Origin of the sequence: Nocardia sp. NPDC004604 (assembly GCF_040609795.1) — a bacterium.
GTDB lineage: Bacteria > Actinomycetota > Actinomycetes > Mycobacteriales > Mycobacteriaceae > Nocardia.
Genome location: NZ_JBEXLC010000007.1, coordinates 36,463 through 51,598, shown reverse-complemented (window position 1 = coordinate 51,598; position 15,136 = coordinate 36,463). Strand labels below are relative to the sequence as shown.

General features: G+C 65.9%; 14 protein-coding genes. 8 read left to right on the top strand and 6 right to left on the bottom strand.

Features of this window, described 5'->3' with window-relative positions; all coding sequences use genetic code 11:
- Positions 1-169 precede the first annotated feature (169 nt).
- The 4 genes from ABZW16_RS05175 (at position 170) to ABZW16_RS05160 (ending at position 2,906) form a co-directional block, all read left to right on the top strand.
- Positions 170-1,063 carry a helix-turn-helix transcriptional regulator gene (locus ABZW16_RS05175; protein ID WP_354952376.1) on the top strand — a complete coding sequence of 298 codons (894 nt, stop codon included), beginning with the start codon at positions 170-172 and terminating at the stop codon, positions 1,061-1,063.
- Positions 1,060-1,269 (top strand): DUF397 domain-containing protein, encoded by a 210-nt coding sequence (locus tag ABZW16_RS05170; protein ID WP_354952374.1) that lies wholly within the window; start codon positions 1,060-1,062, stop codon positions 1,267-1,269. Before ABZW16_RS05175 ends, ABZW16_RS05170 begins: the two co-directional genes overlap by 4 nt.
- Before the next feature lie 306 nt (positions 1,270-1,575).
- Positions 1,576-1,866, top strand: coding sequence for a hypothetical protein (locus tag ABZW16_RS05165; RefSeq protein ID WP_354952372.1), 291 nt, complete (start codon positions 1,576-1,578; stop codon positions 1,864-1,866).
- Between the two features lie 134 nt (positions 1,867-2,000).
- Positions 2,001-2,906, top strand: a complete 906-nt coding sequence (locus ABZW16_RS05160) for an IS5 family transposase (protein ID WP_354952370.1) — start codon at positions 2,001-2,003, stop codon at positions 2,904-2,906.
- 43 nt (positions 2,907-2,949) lie between these two features.
- On the opposite strand, the gene otsB is transcribed toward ABZW16_RS05160, so the two are convergent.
- Both otsB and ABZW16_RS05150 read right to left on the bottom strand, forming a co-directional pair.
- A complete protein-coding gene (gene otsB / locus ABZW16_RS05155; protein WP_354952368.1) occupies positions 2,950-6,915 on the bottom strand; it encodes a trehalose-phosphatase in 3,966 nt (1,321 codons plus the stop codon).
- Between the two features lie 3 nt (positions 6,916-6,918).
- A complete protein-coding gene (locus ABZW16_RS05150) occupies positions 6,919-7,314 on the bottom strand; it encodes a hypothetical protein (RefSeq protein WP_354952366.1) in 396 nt (131 codons plus the stop codon).
- A gap of 184 nt (positions 7,315-7,498) precedes the next feature.
- On the opposite strand from ABZW16_RS05150, the gene ABZW16_RS05145 reads away from it, so the two are divergent.
- Positions 7,499-7,945 (top strand): CBS domain-containing protein, encoded by a 447-nt coding sequence (locus ABZW16_RS05145; RefSeq protein ID WP_354952364.1) that lies wholly within the window; start codon positions 7,499-7,501, stop codon positions 7,943-7,945.
- Positions 7,946-8,052: 107 nt separating this feature from the next.
- Here ABZW16_RS05145 and ABZW16_RS05140 read toward each other — a convergent pair whose 3' ends face one another.
- The 3 genes from ABZW16_RS05140 to sulP all read right to left on the bottom strand — a co-directional run bounded on the left by ABZW16_RS05140 (position 8,053) and on the right by sulP (position 11,337).
- A complete protein-coding gene (locus ABZW16_RS05140) occupies positions 8,053-8,961 on the bottom strand; it encodes a universal stress protein (RefSeq protein ID WP_354952362.1) in 909 nt (302 codons plus the stop codon).
- Positions 8,952-9,548: a hypothetical protein gene (locus ABZW16_RS05135; protein ID WP_354952360.1), complete on the bottom strand. Its 597-nt coding sequence runs from the start codon at positions 9,546-9,548 to the stop codon at positions 8,952-8,954. The genes ABZW16_RS05140 and ABZW16_RS05135 overlap by 10 nt, the downstream gene beginning before the upstream one ends.
- Before the next feature lie 76 nt (positions 9,549-9,624).
- Complete coding sequence (gene sulP, locus ABZW16_RS05130; RefSeq protein ID WP_354952358.1) at positions 9,625-11,337, bottom strand: sulfate permease; 1,713 nt, start codon at positions 11,335-11,337, stop codon at positions 9,625-9,627.
- 182 nt (positions 11,338-11,519) lie between these two features.
- Here sulP and ABZW16_RS05125 point away from each other — a divergent pair, with 182 nt between their 5' ends.
- The gene (locus ABZW16_RS05125) at positions 11,520-12,014 is read left to right on the top strand and encodes a hypothetical protein (RefSeq protein ID WP_354952356.1); all 495 of its coding nucleotides are present in this window, start codon (positions 11,520-11,522) and stop codon (positions 12,012-12,014) included.
- Positions 12,015-12,151: 137 nt separating this feature from the next.
- On the opposite strand, the gene ABZW16_RS05120 is transcribed toward ABZW16_RS05125, so the two are convergent.
- Entirely contained in the window at positions 12,152-13,111 is a 960-nt protein-coding gene (locus ABZW16_RS05120) for an acyl-ACP desaturase (RefSeq protein ID WP_354952354.1), read from the bottom strand.
- A gap of 248 nt (positions 13,112-13,359) precedes the next feature.
- On the opposite strand from ABZW16_RS05120, the gene ABZW16_RS05115 reads away from it, so the two are divergent.
- On the top strand, positions 13,360-14,352 hold the full coding sequence (locus ABZW16_RS05115; protein ID WP_354952352.1) for a hypothetical protein: 993 nt from the start codon (positions 13,360-13,362) through the stop codon (positions 14,350-14,352).
- A gap of 246 nt (positions 14,353-14,598) precedes the next feature.
- Positions 14,599-15,126 carry a flavodoxin domain-containing protein gene (locus ABZW16_RS05110; protein WP_354952350.1) on the top strand — a complete coding sequence of 176 codons (528 nt, stop codon included), beginning with the start codon at positions 14,599-14,601 and terminating at the stop codon, positions 15,124-15,126.
- Positions 15,127-15,136: the final 10 nt, after the last annotated feature.

Below are 15,136 nucleotides of genomic sequence, written 5' to 3'. Positions count from 1 at the left end.
TCAGCACACCACCAGCGATATGCTGAACCAAGCCGAATCGGGTTAGTCGGACCCAAGTTGCTTGAAGCCCCAGCATGCGATGTACGTGCGATCCGGAATAGGTTCGATTCACCATCGGCGTCGATTCGATTTCTCAGGTGATTCCATTCGCTCTTGCGTAGGAGGCCCGATGTCCCCAACCGACGACGACGAAACCGAACCCTCGACCCTGGCCCGGCGACAGCTGGCCCGATTCCTTCGCGAGCGTCGCGAGGAAGCGGGCTTCAGCATCGCCAAAGCCGCATCACTCGTGGAGCTGAGCCAGCCTGCGCTACAGCGCATCGAGACAGCCAAGACCAAGAAAATCCGCGTGGTGGACGTGAAGGCGTTATGCGAGGTGTATGAGGTGTCCCGCGCGGACACCACCCGCGCGGCCGAACTCGCCAAGCAAGCGCAGGTCACGTCGTGGTACACCGCGTTCGCGGGTCTCTACAGCGATGAAACCTTCCAAATGATCGTTGGACTGACAGCTTCCGCGCGTCAGCTGATCGCATACCAAGAGATCGCTCTGGGTCTGGTGCAGACCCCCGACTATGCACGGGCGATTATCAGCGCCCTGCCCGGCCAGGAGGATATCGACCGACGAGTAGAACTGCGCATGAAGCGCCAGACGATCATCACCCGCAAGACCGATCCGGTGAAACTCGAACTGCTGCTACATGAGTCGGCACTGCACCGCGTCATCGGTGGTCCACGTGTGATGGCCGCTCAGTTACGGCACCTGGCGGAGATCAGCACGTTGCCGAACGTGAGCCTTCGTATTTTGCCATTCAGCGCTGGCTGCACCTGGGGGTTGCAACACGGCCCGTTCGTGATCCTGAAGTTCGGTCTCGATACCAAGGGCAAGCCGGTCGAGCCACCTTTGGTCTACTTCGAGGGGCACGGGAAGCCAGATCTGTACCTGGAGGACGTCGATGATGTGCGGCGCTACGATGGGCTTGCTTCGGCCGTACGGAGTACTTCGCTTGATGAAGTGAAATCGCGAGACCTGCTCAGGCGGGTGGCAAGGGAGTATGCAGCGTGACGACTGACCTATCCGGCGCGACGTGGTTCAAAAGCAGCTACAGCGGCAGCCAGACCGACTGTGTTGAGGTGGCGTGGCTGGCGGGCGGCGTTGTCGGCGTACGTGATTCGAAGAACCCGACCGGCCCAGCATTGGTCTTCACTCCCAGCGAGTGGGATGCCTTCGCGGAGGGCGTGCAAGAGGGCCAATTCGACCGACCAGCCTGACTATCACTCCTACTTGATCACAGCAGCGGCCGAGTACTCGACTGCCGCCACATAGCTCGACGGTGCGCACGGTTCACCACCGTGCGCACCGTCATATCGGGCGAACATCGGTGGAACCAAATGGGTTTCCGGTGCGTCCTACACGACGTACAGACTATTTGGCGGCCGGACGGGAGCAGTGGTGGGACGCCAGGGTGATCGAGGTGCGGCCGGTGGAACCGATCATCGACTCCGTGCGTCAGTATCAATACACAGGCGAACTGGAATGAGGCTCCCGGTGTCAGTGGGGAGCGCGGAGGGAGCGGTATGTCGTTCGAGGTCAATCCGGATGGCCTGCGAGGAGCGGCGGGTGTGATGGCTGCGCTTCCCACTGCGATCGATCAGGCTCCGCACTTGGGCGCGGGTCCGAACGCGGACAAGTTGAAAGGGTCCGCGGTCGGGACAGCGCTGGGTAAGTCGGACCCGTCGAGTAGGCGGGCCAAGGATGTGCTGAAGGCTCGGTTCAACCAGTTCTCCAGTCTGTTGGCGCTGTCGGCGGAAACCTTTCACGACACTGACCTCGATGCCGCGAAGCGGCTAGGTTGTGTGTCGAAGTGAGCTGAGGGTGGCATCGCTGTGCGGTGCCACCCTCAGCTGGTTTGTGAAAGCTGTTGTCTGCGTTGGTATATGGGTGAGGTCTCCGGTAGGTGGTTTAACGACCAAGAAAAACCGGAGACCTGACCGGAGACCTCGTGAACAGCGTAGCGGTGGCGGGGCGAGCGGATCTGACCGATGCCCAGTGGGCGCGGTTGGAGCCGTTGCTGCCCCGGAACAAGAAGGCGGGCCGCCCGCCGCAATGGACGAAACGACAGCTCATCGATGGGATCCGGTGGCGGACCCGGGTCGGTTGCCCGTGGCGCGATGTGCCACCGCAGTACGGGTCATGGTCGGCGATCTACGGGTTGTTCCGGCGCTGGCAGCGCGGTGGGGTGTGGCTTGTGATCTGGAAGTTGTTGCAGGTCTTCGCCGATGCGGCGGGTGCGATCGGGTGGCAGGTAAGTGTGGACTCGACGATCGTGCGAGCCCATCAGCACGCCGCCGGTGCCCGCCGCGGTGGCGGCGGTCGGGCCGAACCGCCGGGCGATGGCAGTGGGCCCGAGCCTGCCGATCATGGTTTGGGCCGCTCGCGCGGTGGCTGGACGACGAAGTTGCATCTGGCGTGTGAGCAGGGCTGCCGGGTGCTGGCAATGCTGGTCACCGCTGGTCAGGCCGGTGACAGCCCGCAGTTCACTACCGTGCTCGACGCAATCGAGGTCGCTAAGCCTGCTGGTGGGCGCGCGCGGGTGCGGCCGGATCGGGTGCTGGCCGACAAGGCCTATTCCAGCCGCGGTAACCGGGACTGGCTGCGCCGGCACGGAATCAAAGCAACCATCCCGGTCCCGACCGACCAAGCCACCCATCGCCGCAACCGCGGTGCGACCGGCGGCCGACCACCGGCGTTCGACCCGATCGCCTACCGCAACCGAAATGCGGTCGAACGGGGCATCAACCAGCTCAAACAGCATCGGGCAGTGGCAACCAGGTACGACAAGCTCGCCGTCCGTTACCTGGCCACCGTCCACATCGCCGCGATCAACCAATGGCTCAGAAACGAGTGAGGGCGGACCACCAGACCCGCCCTCACTCACTTCGACACAGACCCTAGGGGCGGACTCGGAAGGTCCAGCCGGGGGGTAGGTGTTCGAGCTGGCCTCGGCATTCGATCTGGATGGGGGGCAGATCTCCCGGTTGCGATCGGACCTCTATGCCTGCACCGCTGATCCGGATTCTGAGTCGGTGGCCGCGGTAGGTGATCGGGAATGTCAGCGCGCCGAGGGAGGGCGGCCAGTGTGGTGCGAATATCAAACGATCGCTACGGGTTTCGAGTCCGGTGAAGCAGCGTTGCAACAGATCGATGCTGCCCGCCATTGCAGCGAGGTGGATGCCCTCGGCGGTGGTGCCGCCCTGGATGTCACCGATATCGGACTCGAGGACGCTATCGAAGAACTCCATGGCGCGGTCCCGGTTGGCGCGGGCCAGCACCCAAGAATGGACGACGCTGCTCAGGGTCGAACCGTGTGAGGTACGGGCAAGGTAGTAGTCGATGGTGCGCGGGATCATCGGAGCGGGCAGGTCGTAGCCGAGTTCTGCAAGGAGTTCCCGTAATTCGTCGGAGGACAGCAGGTAGAACAGCATCAGCACGTCGGCCTGTTTAGCGGCCCGGTAGCGATTGATGTCATCGCCCTCCGCCTCGAGTATTCGGTCCAGTCGCTGTATGTCGCCGTACCGTTGCCGGTAGTGCGCCCAATCGAGTTCGGCCAGTTGGTCGTAGCCCTCGAACTGGCTGATGATGCCGTCGTGGAACGGCACGTACATGCGGCGGCCGACGTCTGCCCAGTGCTGCGGCTCCGATGGCGCCACACCGAGGGTTTCCAGCAATTCGGCGCGTTCCCGGGGCGCGAGCAGGTCCAGGGCGTCGAGCGCGCGCCGGATCGCCCAGACCGCCATGATGTTGGTGTAGGCATTGTCGTCTATGCCGTCGAAAGGCCTTGCCGGATAGCCGGAATGGAACTCGTCCGGACCGATCACACCCCGGATTCGGTAGCGGTCCCGGGTTGTGTCATAGGTGGCGATGCTGGCCCAGAACCGGGCGATCTCCACCAACATCTCGGTACCGCATTCGCGTAGAAACTCGCGGTCGCCGGTGACTTGGTAGTACTGCCACACGTTGTAGGCAACCGCGATACCGATGTGATTCGCCCGCTGGCTCGGGTCGGGATTCCACCGCCCGGATCGTGGATTCAGATGCAACTGCTGGCTTTCCTCGCGCCCGTCGCTGCCGGACTGCCATGGGAACATCGCTCCGACGTAACCGTTCTCGTGTGCCGCGCGTCGAGCCTCGGGCAGCCGCCGGTGGCGATACCGGAGCAATGCGCGGGTCAGGGCAGGAAACCGCAGGTTCAGCACCGGGAAGACGAACAGTTCATCCCAGAACACGTGTCCGCGATACGCCTCACCGTGCAATCCGCGCGCTGGGACACCGACGTCGAGGTCGGCGGTATTGGGCGAGAGCGTCTGCAGCAGGTGCAGCAGGTGCAGGCGCAGGACACGTACCGCGTTCTTGCGGTCTTCGAGTTCGATGGACAGCCGGTCCCACAGGCGTTCCCAGGCTGCGATATGGCCGCCGAGCAGTTGCTCGAACCCGCCCTCGACACTCAGCCAGCGCACGACCTCCTCCTCCGGCGTCGAAGCCGCGTGATCATGTCCGGTGCAGATGGTGACCATCTTCTCCAGGGTGACGCCCGCCCCGGCGGTCACTTCGATGGTGAAATCATGTCCGATCGCTCCATCTGGTTCGACGAATTCCCCCGCCCGGTCGATGATTTCCCCGTTCCGCAGGATCCTGCTGCGCCCAGCGAGCGCCACCGGAATTCCGGATTTGCTGGTCTGCACCGCCAGCAATACCGAATCCGTGGACAGTTTCCTCGCCTGGACCACGGTGAGATGATCGCTGGACAGCCCCCGATAACGCTCCACCAAAGAATTGCGCACGGCCCCGTCGAGCGCCGAGCGGATCACCAGGCGTCCCGACCAATTTTCGGCGACGACCGTCGACTGCAGCGCACAGACATGCGGCCGGTGCATGGCGACCAGCCGTCGCTGCTCGACCGCAGTGATCCGGCCCGTGGCATCGCGGAACCGAAAGCGGCGGGTGAGCACCGCCCGACGCAGGTCCAGTTCCTGCCGATAGGACAGCAATTCGGCAGTATCGACATCGAACCAGTCGCCGTCCTCGATCCGGAACGACACCGGCAGCCAGTTCGGCAGGTTGACCAGACTCTCGTTGGCGACTGTGCGCCCGGAGATCTCGTCGGTGAGCCGGTTGTAGATACCGGCTGCGTAAGTCCCGGGATAGTGGTGCTCCCCGGCCCGTGCTTCCGGTGCGGCACCTCGCGTGGCGAAGTAGCCGTTGCCGACCGTGCAGAGTGCTTCGCGGAGTTTCTCCGTGTGGGGGTCATAGCCGTCGAAGGCCAGTGTCCAGGCATCGACCGCATCCGCATCGGATTCGCGGTGCATGGTCCCGGCCAGCCGGTCGAGGAGTTTCCTGACTCGGCCCGGACCGTCCACTGCGAACCGTGCTGCTGTGCGCCGATCGCCATCCTCGCTGTGGCGCACCACGATTCCGATGCCGTGTGCCGCGACGGCGTCGAAGGCGTCCTCATCGGTGAGATCGTCGCCGAGGTAGATCGGCAGCTCCGGGCGGGGCAACTGATCCAGGATCCAATCCAGCGCCCGACCCTTGTCCCAGTCGGTATCGGGGCGCAGCTCGGTCACCTTGCGACCGTTGGCGATGCGAAGTCCGGACTGTTGCGCGACCGCGTGGACGGCTCCGATCACGCGGGCCGCAACCTCCGGCGCGGCATTGCGATAGTGCACGGCGACGGCGAATCGCTTGTGCTCCACCAGAATTCCGGGAGTATCGGCCATTCGACGGGTGAGCTCGTCTGCGGCAGCCGCGATGGCGTGCTCGGTGGCCGGTGCCGCGTCGTGTACATGGTGGCCGCCGTCGGGATCGAGCAATTCGAAGCCGTGGCTGCCCGCATACCAAATCCCGTCCAGCCCTACCCGTTTCCGCAGATCCGTGAGATCGCGACCGCTGATGATCGCAACCGGGCAAACACCGGCGAGTTCGGTGATCGCGGCCGCTGCGCCTTCGACGAGGGCGGCGGTGTCCGGATCGGGCACGATATCGGCGAGCGTTCCGTCGAAGTCCATCAGCACGGCCACATTCGCGGTATCGAGCAGGGCTGATATCCGGGGCCAGGATTCCAGCGCATCGGGAATCTCCGACATGCGCCGGAACCCGGCGCGCACCCGTACCTCGGCCAGATCGGCAACCACGACATCGGCGCCGTGCGAACGCAGTTGATCGGCATGCCCGGTTCGGTCGATACCGATCACCAGGGCGAAACCGCCCCGCCGACCGGCCGTGACCCCCGCTTCGGCGTCTTCGACGACGACCGTCCGGCCCGGCTCGGCGCCGAGCCGCCGAGCCGCCTCGACCAACATGGCCGGATCGGGTTTTCCCGGCAGCCCCAGGCTTTCGGCGGCCATGCCGTCGACGCGCACCGCGAACAGGTCCCCGATCCCGGCCGCCGCGAGCACCTGGGCACAGTTGCGGCTGGCCGAGAAGACTGCGGTACCGATCCCCGCGTCGTGCAGTTCACGCACCAATGTGACGGTGGACTCGAAGACCGGAACGCCGCTGTGGGCCAACCGATCCCGGAACAGATGATCCTTCCGGTTGCCGAGGCCGCAGATGGTGTCGGCATTCTCCGGATCGGACGGATCGCCCCAGGGCAGCGAAATACCGCGTGCGGCGAGGAAATCCGCGACACCGCTGTATCTCGGCTTGCCGTCGACGAAGCGCTGGTAGTCCGCTGCGGTGAACGGCGAGTGATCCTGCCCGGGCCCGGCGGGGCGAGCGGCCAGGAAGTCATCGAACAGTTCGGTCCACGCCGCGGCGTGCATCGAGGCGCTGTCGGTGACCACACCGTCCATATCGAAGATCACCGCGTCATATCGGCGCGCGTCGATCAATTGCGCGGTCTGCTCGCCTGCGTCCACGGCTCAAGCCTGGGTCCAGGCGTAGCTCCACCCATCGAGATCGTGGTCGTACCGATACATCATCTCGGGTATCTCCTCGACATCGCGAACCGGCGCATACTGCGGACCGGTCCGGTAGGTAGCACCACTGTGCGCCCACTCGCGCGGCGTCGGCAGGGCCGATCGCCCTGTCCAGCGGGTGACCAATGGCCCCGGCGATTTCGAATACCCGTCGAGTGGGGCAATGAACGTCGTCGCCGGGATATCGATCTTGTCGAACCGGCCGGTGCCGAGCGCATCCGGCCGCAGAAACTTCAGGATGCCCTCGAAGAGAGACCGCGCCGACAACAGGATCAGCACCACCGAGCCGGGCGCGGTGGTAGCGGTGATTCGGGCGAGCCAGTTGCCGTTATCGAACATGCGACCTGCCTTTTCGGCGACAATTCTATGAGGACCGGAGATCCGGTACAGGATGCGGCGGGCCTGACCCGTACGTCATCGCCGAGCCGCAGAAGCCTGGCCATGTTCTTCGGCCCTGCTCGCCCACAACGCCACCATCGAACGATGAGCGGAGATGCCGAAACCAGCCACAAGGAGGCCCATCGTGACTACAGCCCAAGACATCATGCGGTCCGACGTGGAACGCATCGGCGTGCGCGACACCATGGACACCGCCGCGCAGCGCATGCTCCGGTACGACGTCGGAGCGCTGCCGATCTGCGACGGTGAGGGGTGTCCCGTCGGCATCGTGACCGACCGCGACATCATCGTCAAGGTCGTCGGGGTCGGCGCGAATCCGAAGACGACCACCGCAGGTGAAATGGCACAGGGTGCCGACGAGTTGCACACGGTCGAAATCGATACCGATATCGACGATGTGGTGGCACTCATGGAACGATTTCGGATCCGGCGGCTCCCGGTGACCGAACACGGCCTGCTTGCCGGCATCATCACCGAGGCCGACCTGGCACGACACCTGTCGGAGGCGACAGTCGGCGAGTTCGTCGAGGCGGTTTGCGCCCCGAACCTCCCGAGCGTCGCCGACGCTTGATCCGCCCGGATCCCAGAATCGCAGGCTGGGCGCTACGAAATTCGGAGTGCCCGGGAGGGCCGCGATGCCACACAACGATCCTGCGCGGGACCTGCTACCGGGCCCGATCAGCGTGAGCGAATGACTATCACCGGGACCTCGACCGCATGCAGAAGGGCGTTGCTGGTCGAGCCGAGCAGCATGCTCGAGAAGCCGCCGCGGCCGTGACTACCGACGACAACCAGTTGGGCGTTCCCCGATCGGTCGAGCAGTGCACGGGCGGGCCTGTCGGCCACGGTGATCCGGTGCACCGCTACGTCCGGATAGCGTTCGCCGAAGCCGGCGAGGCTCTCCGAGAGCAGTGCCTCGGCGACATCGTGGGCGGCATCCCACCCAGCGGCGGGCAGGTCCGATCCGCTGGTGTCGCTCCAGGCGTGCAGGGCGATGAGGTCGACCTTGCGGCGGGAGGCCTCCTCGAAGGCGATTTCGACCGCTGGCACACTGTTGGCGCTCCCGTCGACGCCGACCAGCACCGGCTGGGTCGCCGACACCGCGTCGATCGCCGATATTCCGTGGATCACCGCGACCGGGCAGTGCGCGTGATGGGTGACGGCGGTACTGACCGAGCCGAGCAGCCCACGCTGGAAGGCACCGAGGCCTCGGCTGCCGACCACCAGCATTCCGGCATGGGTGGAGCGATCGATCAGCGTCATCGGGACCAGTTCGAACGTCACCTCGGTGGTGATCGCGAGGTCTTCCCCCGGCGCGGCGGTTCGCGCCACACGAGTGGCCTCGGTGACGATGCGCTCGCCGTCGCGACGCAGCCACTCCGTATCGTCGTCGGTGAGCAGCGCACCCGGCCCGAAGCCGGTGGGAATCGCTACCGAGGTGAGGATATGCAGGCGCCTGTGGTGCAGCGCGGCTTCGACGGCTGCCCAGGCCGCGGCCTGATATGAGTTCGCCGACCCGTCGACTGCCGCGAGGATCGGCTTATCCAGTGCTGTGGTATGCGAAACGGATCCGCCTGTCACGGGCATTCCTCGGCGACCGGGCGACCGAGATTGCGCCACTGCTGGGCCCATCCGGTGCTCCGATGCCGAGACAGCAGCCAGCCCCCGCCGCGCAGCAGCAGCCATGCGCTCAACCAGATACCGGCCAGTACCACCAAGCTCGCGCCGAGACCGGCCAAGGCTGCCGCGGCCAGGCGCGGTGGGGCGGACGTCGGAGCGCCGTCGGGTCCGACCCACACCGGCACGTCCTTGCCGAGGGCCGCACTGCGGGGCACCGGCAAGATCCCGATACCTTCTCGGCCGTTGTCGTTCCATTGCACCGTCGCCTCGAAACGACGTGCCGGAGTCCATACCGGCGGGGTCGTGACCGTCGCATCGACCACGAATTTCGTCGCCTGTTCGGTCTGAATACGGGCGGCCTGCGAGGTGTAGGCGGCGGTGCCGATCGCCGCCGCCACCGGCACGGCGAGAACCACAGCGAGCGATACGACGATTCGCAGCAGTGTTTCGTATCGACCCAATAGGCGCATCGGCCTACGCGGGCTCCGCAGCAGCAGCAACCACAGCCGGACGAGGCGGGTCCACGAGTCATGGAGCGGGATGGCGGCAGACATCTGTGGCACCTCTATCGACGGCGTTAACACACCTTCGAGCATCCCGCGCGGTCGGATCTGTAGGCAGAGACGAAAGTCATAGACCATTAGGGTCCTCGGACCCCCCATCACGGTCGGCGCGGAACGCTTCGATCGCTGTCGGCAGGGTGGGATAGAGGTGCTGGTCGCCGATTTTGGCGGTTAATCCTGCGGCGTCGAGGTCGTCGCGCAGGTCCTTTTTGACCCGCGCCATGGCGAAGACGATGCCGCGCGCCGCCAGCTCCGATCGAAGCTGTTCGACCGCGTCGAGCGCGGTGAGGTCCACTTCCACATTGGCCTCGGCATTGAGCACGAACCAGCGCACCGGCCGCCCGCCGTGCTCGGCGCACGAGTCGACCGCCGCGAGAGCGCGCCGCCGGAAGTCTTCGGCATTGGCGAAGCACAGGGGTGCGTCGTAGCGGTAGATCACGACTCCGGGAACCAGTTCTGCCTCCGGATAGTCATCCACGTCGTGCATGCCGGCAAGCCCGGGAACGAACCCGAGAATGGCGTCGTGGGCCCGCGCGATCCGGCGCAGCAGATCGAAGATCGACAACGCGATCGCCACCAGCACGCCGTAGAGAACGCCGAGCGCCAGCACCGCGACGACCGTGCCGAGCGCCAGCACCAGCTCACTGCGTCGGAACCGGGCGATCCGCCGGAACTCGACCAGATCGATCAAGCGCAACGCCGCGTAGATGACGAGCGCACCGAGCGCCGCCTTGGGAAAGGAAGCCAGGATACCCCGCGCGCCGAGCAGCACGGCGAACAAACCTCCCAGTGCCACAATGGAATACAGCTGCGTGCGGGCGCCCATGGCATCCGCGATCGTGGTCCGGCTGCTGCTGCAGCTCACCGGGAAACCGTGCAGCAGCCCGGCCGCCACATTGGTCGCCCCCAGCGCGGCGAGTTCGGTATTCGCCTCGACATGATCGCCGTGCCGGGCCGCGAACGCCCGCGCGGTGAGCGCATTGTCGGAGAAGCCGACCACGGCGATGCCGACCGCGGGCAGAATCAGTTGCGCGATATCTCCGGCCGCCACATCGGACAGACCGGGCACCGGAATCCCGGCTGGGATGGACCCGATCACCTCGATGCCGTACCGCTGTAACGAGAACATCGCCACCACCGCGGCGGCCAGTAGCACCGCCAACAGCGGTCCTGGCACTCGCGGCGCCCGCCAGGACAGCAATAGCAGTCCAACGAGCACTGCCGCGGCGAGCACACTGGTCTGCCAATGCCAGTGATCCAGCTGTGTCGCGAACGAACGCAATTGGGTGAGAAACGACTCCCCCTCGACCGGCACACCGGTCACCCGCCCGAGCTGGCCGACGATCATCATCCCCGCGGTACCGGCCAGATATCCCACCAGAACCGGTTTGGACAGCAGGTCGGCCAGCACGCCGAGCCGGGCCACCGCACCGATCAGGCACAGCCCGCCGACCAGCAGGGCGAGCACCGCCGCGAGGGACGCGTAGCGGCCCGGATTGCCGAGCGCGAGCGGGGCCAGTGCGACCGCGGTGAGCAGAGCGGTTGTCGACTCGGGCCCCACCGATAGCTGCCGCGAGGTAGCGAACAGGATGTAGACCGCCAGTGGCCCGATCGCCGCCCACAGCCCGACCACCGGCGGCAGACCCGCCACCGTCGCATAAGCCATCACCTGTGGCACGAGATATGCGGCCACGGTGATACCGGCGACCACGTCGGACCGGAGCCACGCCCGCTGGTAGCCATCGAATTGCCGCAGCCCCGGAAGGAAACGTGCCAGCACCGTTCCAGCATTGTGCGCCGCGGAACCCGACGCGACAGCCGAAAGTACTCAACCGGGCGATGTGGGTACCACGGCCGAGGTATCAATATGTCGGAATACCCGTCATTGCCGATCCGTTGGTGGCGGCGACGACCGTGGCGCTGCGCTGCGCTGATGCATAGGTCGGATCGGATCGAGGCGAGGTGTGGCTGTTCGCGATCATTGTCAGGCTCATCGCGGTGCCCGCCGCGGGTGTGGCGGGCACCGCGGGCTACACCGCCGTGGCAAGCCGGATCCGGGCCGAGAACGCGACAAAAGTCGCTGTGCCCGCGATGTCTCCGGAAAGAGTCGTGACCGTCGACGCATATGGGGCGGCCGCCGCACGATTCGAGGCGACAGTGCGGTGGGACCAGCATCGACGGTCCGGGACGACGACCACCGAGGTGCCCGACAAGTCCGCGCCGGGTGATGAGGTGCAGGTGTGGCTCAACGGCGATCGCAAAGCGACCACCCCACCGGTGCGTCCGACTGACGCCGCTGACAACGGAATCGTTATCGGCATGCCGGTGCTCGTCGCAATCTGGAGTGGCGCAACGCTTTTGAGCTACGGTGTCGGCCGGGTACGGTGCGCCCGCCGCTACGCGGCCCTGGACCGGGAACGGCGCGGAATGAGCCGCCCGGCCGGACAGGACTCGTGACGCGAGTCCCCTCGGCGGGTTGCCCGGCGCCGGGCCTTCGACGGTGTCCGGTTGCGTCCATGTCGCGACGATGATCGATAACCGACCTCGAGCAGCCACGCCGTGAGGTCGGCGGATCCACGGCGGTGGCCGGTCGATCAGACACGGGCACGTTCGCGAGCCAGAGCGCGGTCGCGCTGTTCCTCGAAACGCGGGATCTGCACCTGTGCCAGGTCTTCGAGAAACGTGGCGAGCCGTTCCCGAACCTGTTCACCGCGCGCACTGAAATCGGTTCGGCCGAACAGATTCCACTGCCGTAGCACCGGCTGCAGTACCTCTTCGAGGTGCTGGCGCAGGTCGTAGACACCGTGCTTGGCCATGAGTACGCCGTTGCGGCGGAAGTTCGGCATTCCGGCGCCGGGCATCCGGAAGTTCTGCACAATATTGGCGATCGCCTCGATCGCCTGATCCGGCACCAGATCCAGTGCCGCGCCGCACATGGTGCGATAGAAGATCATGTGCAGGTTCTCGTCGGCGGCGATGCGCTGCAACATCTTGTCGGCGACCGCGTCCGCACAGACTCGGGCGGTATTGCGATGGGTGACCCGGGTGGCCAACTCCTGAAAGCTCACGTAGGCAACCGAATGCAAGAATCCGGCACCGCTGTCCACGTCGGCGTCGCTGACTCCGGACGAGAAGCCGTTGGTCATATGCACCATTCTGGCTTCTTCCAGCGCGACCGGATCGACGCCTCGGGTCACCACCAGATAGTCGCGAATCACGGTGCTGTGGCGCATTTCTTCGGCGGTCCACCGGCCGACCCAGGTGCCCCACGCACCGTCGCGGGAGAAGTTCTCGGATATTTCGCGGTGATAGGAGGGCAGATTGTCCTCGGTGAGCAGATTCGTGATCATCGCGGCCTTGGCGACCTCGCTGAGCGAGGATTGATCGGCCTCCCAATCGATTCCGCCGAGGGCGGCGAAGTTTCGGCCTTCATCCCATGGCACGTAGTCGTGCGGATGCCAATCCTTGGACATCGACAGGTGCCGGTGCACGCACTCCTCGGCCATCGGCTCCAGTTCGGCCAGTATCTCGCGTTGGGTCAGCTCACGCGTCAATTGGTGTTGCCTACCTTTCCTTCTCGATGAGTCCGCCGGCGTCGGCTCCCCATGCCACCACCGCGGCCCGGTGCCGCCCAGGGGCGAAGGTCCCCGGCAACCCAGGACCGAATGCCCCAACTTCGGAGCCGCGAGAATCACATTCGACGCCGCGGCGCGAGCCGACTCGCGCCGATTGTGACCATGGACCCTGGATCCGGTGCGCAATGCCTGTCGCGGTCGCTGTTGTCGGCGTCGACACTCGAAGCATGAACGCAAGCGACCGTGCGAGCACACCCGATCCGGGGGACGTGCGATTGGCGCTGATGCTCGCGTGTCGGGCCCCATCGGTGCACAACACTCAGCCATGGCGCTGGGTGTTCGACGGTGCGCGACTGCAGTTGCACAGCGATACCGACAGGCTGTTGCGCTCGGCCGACCCGCTCGGCAGACAACTGGTGATCAGCTGCGGTGCCGTGCTCGACCACGCGCGCCTGGCCTTCATGTCGATGGGCTGGTTCGCCGAGGCCACCCGATTCCCGGATCCGAATGTGCCCGGGCACTTGGCCACCCTCGAGTTTCGGCCGTGGCCCGGCGCGCTGAATACGACCGCCGCCAGGATCCGCGCCATCCGCCGGCGCCGCACCGACCGGTTGCCGATGCTGGCGCCGCCCGGCTGGCTCGATGTGCTCGCCACGGTGCGCGAACTGGCGCGGCCACACCATGTGTCGGTCGACGAGATTGCCGAGAGCAACCGGCCGCGGCTGGCCGCGGCCGCCGAGCACGCCGCCGCGCTGCGTCGCTATGACATGCCGTATCAAACCGAATTACATTGGTGGACAGGGCATTCGGACACTCGGGAAGGTGTCCCGGTGGCTGCGCTGGTATCGGATGCCGAGGCGGCCAGGGTCGATGTCGGGCGCCCCTTCCCATCCGCGCCGTATTCGGTGCGCCGCAGCGATCTCGAGGACAAGGCCCGGCTGGTGGTGCTGAGCACCCTCGGTGAGACACCCGCGCAGTGGCTGCATACCGGCGAGGCGCTGTCGGAGTTGCTCCTCGAATGCACCGCACGCGGCCTGGCCACCTGTGCACTGACGCACATCACCGAACTCGCCACCAGCCGATCAGTGATCACCGATCTGATCCCCCAACCGGATCTACCACAGGTCGTGGTCCGCATCGGCACCGCACCAGAAGATACCGACCCCAGTCCGACGCCACGGCGCCCGCTCGACGAGGTACTGGAGATCCGCGCGGCCTGAGCGCCAATTCTCATCCGGCTCGTCGCCACGAGGAATGCGCGGAGGTCGGAATCAACTGCCGGACGCCGGGTTTGCGGCCGGGCCGCCCGCAGTCGCACCAGCGAACACGGGCCAGCATGGCGCGGTCCGTGCGGGATGGCCGAAAGTCCCTCGGCGTGCGTCAGTTGGGCACTATGCGCGTGCCCTGCGCGGACGTAGCGTCGGGGGCGAAGGAATTTCCGCAGGTAGAAGGCAGAGGAGAGCGAAATGCGGGCCCGGGTCGTCTACGAATCGATGTTCGGCAACACCGCAGCCATTGCCAAGGCAATCGCAACGGGATTGAGCGAATACGGTGAGGTCGAGGTGCTTGATGTGGTGGCCGCCGCCCAGCGCCCGGAGCCGATGGTGGATCTGCTGGTGGTCGGCGGTCCCACACATGCCTTCGGGATGAGCCGGGCCCGAACACGGCGTGACGCGGCGACACGGACCGAGGCGCCGGTCGCAGTCGACATCGGTATGCGGGAATGGCTGGACGCGGCGCTGCCGGTGCCACCGGGCTCGCGGGCCGCGGCCTTCGGAACCAAGGCGGCGAAACCGTCCTGGCTGCCGGGATCGGCCGCGCGAGGTGCCGGAAAACGGTTGCGGCGCTTGGGATATGAGTTGGCCGACGCGCCACAGGACTTCTTCGTCGACGGTACCCTCGGCCCGCTCACCGCAGGCGAGTTGGAACGCGCGCGGGCCTGGGCCGATCGCTTGGCCCACACTGAACTCGACCGTTCCGCGCACCGGTCCTGAGATCGGCGGA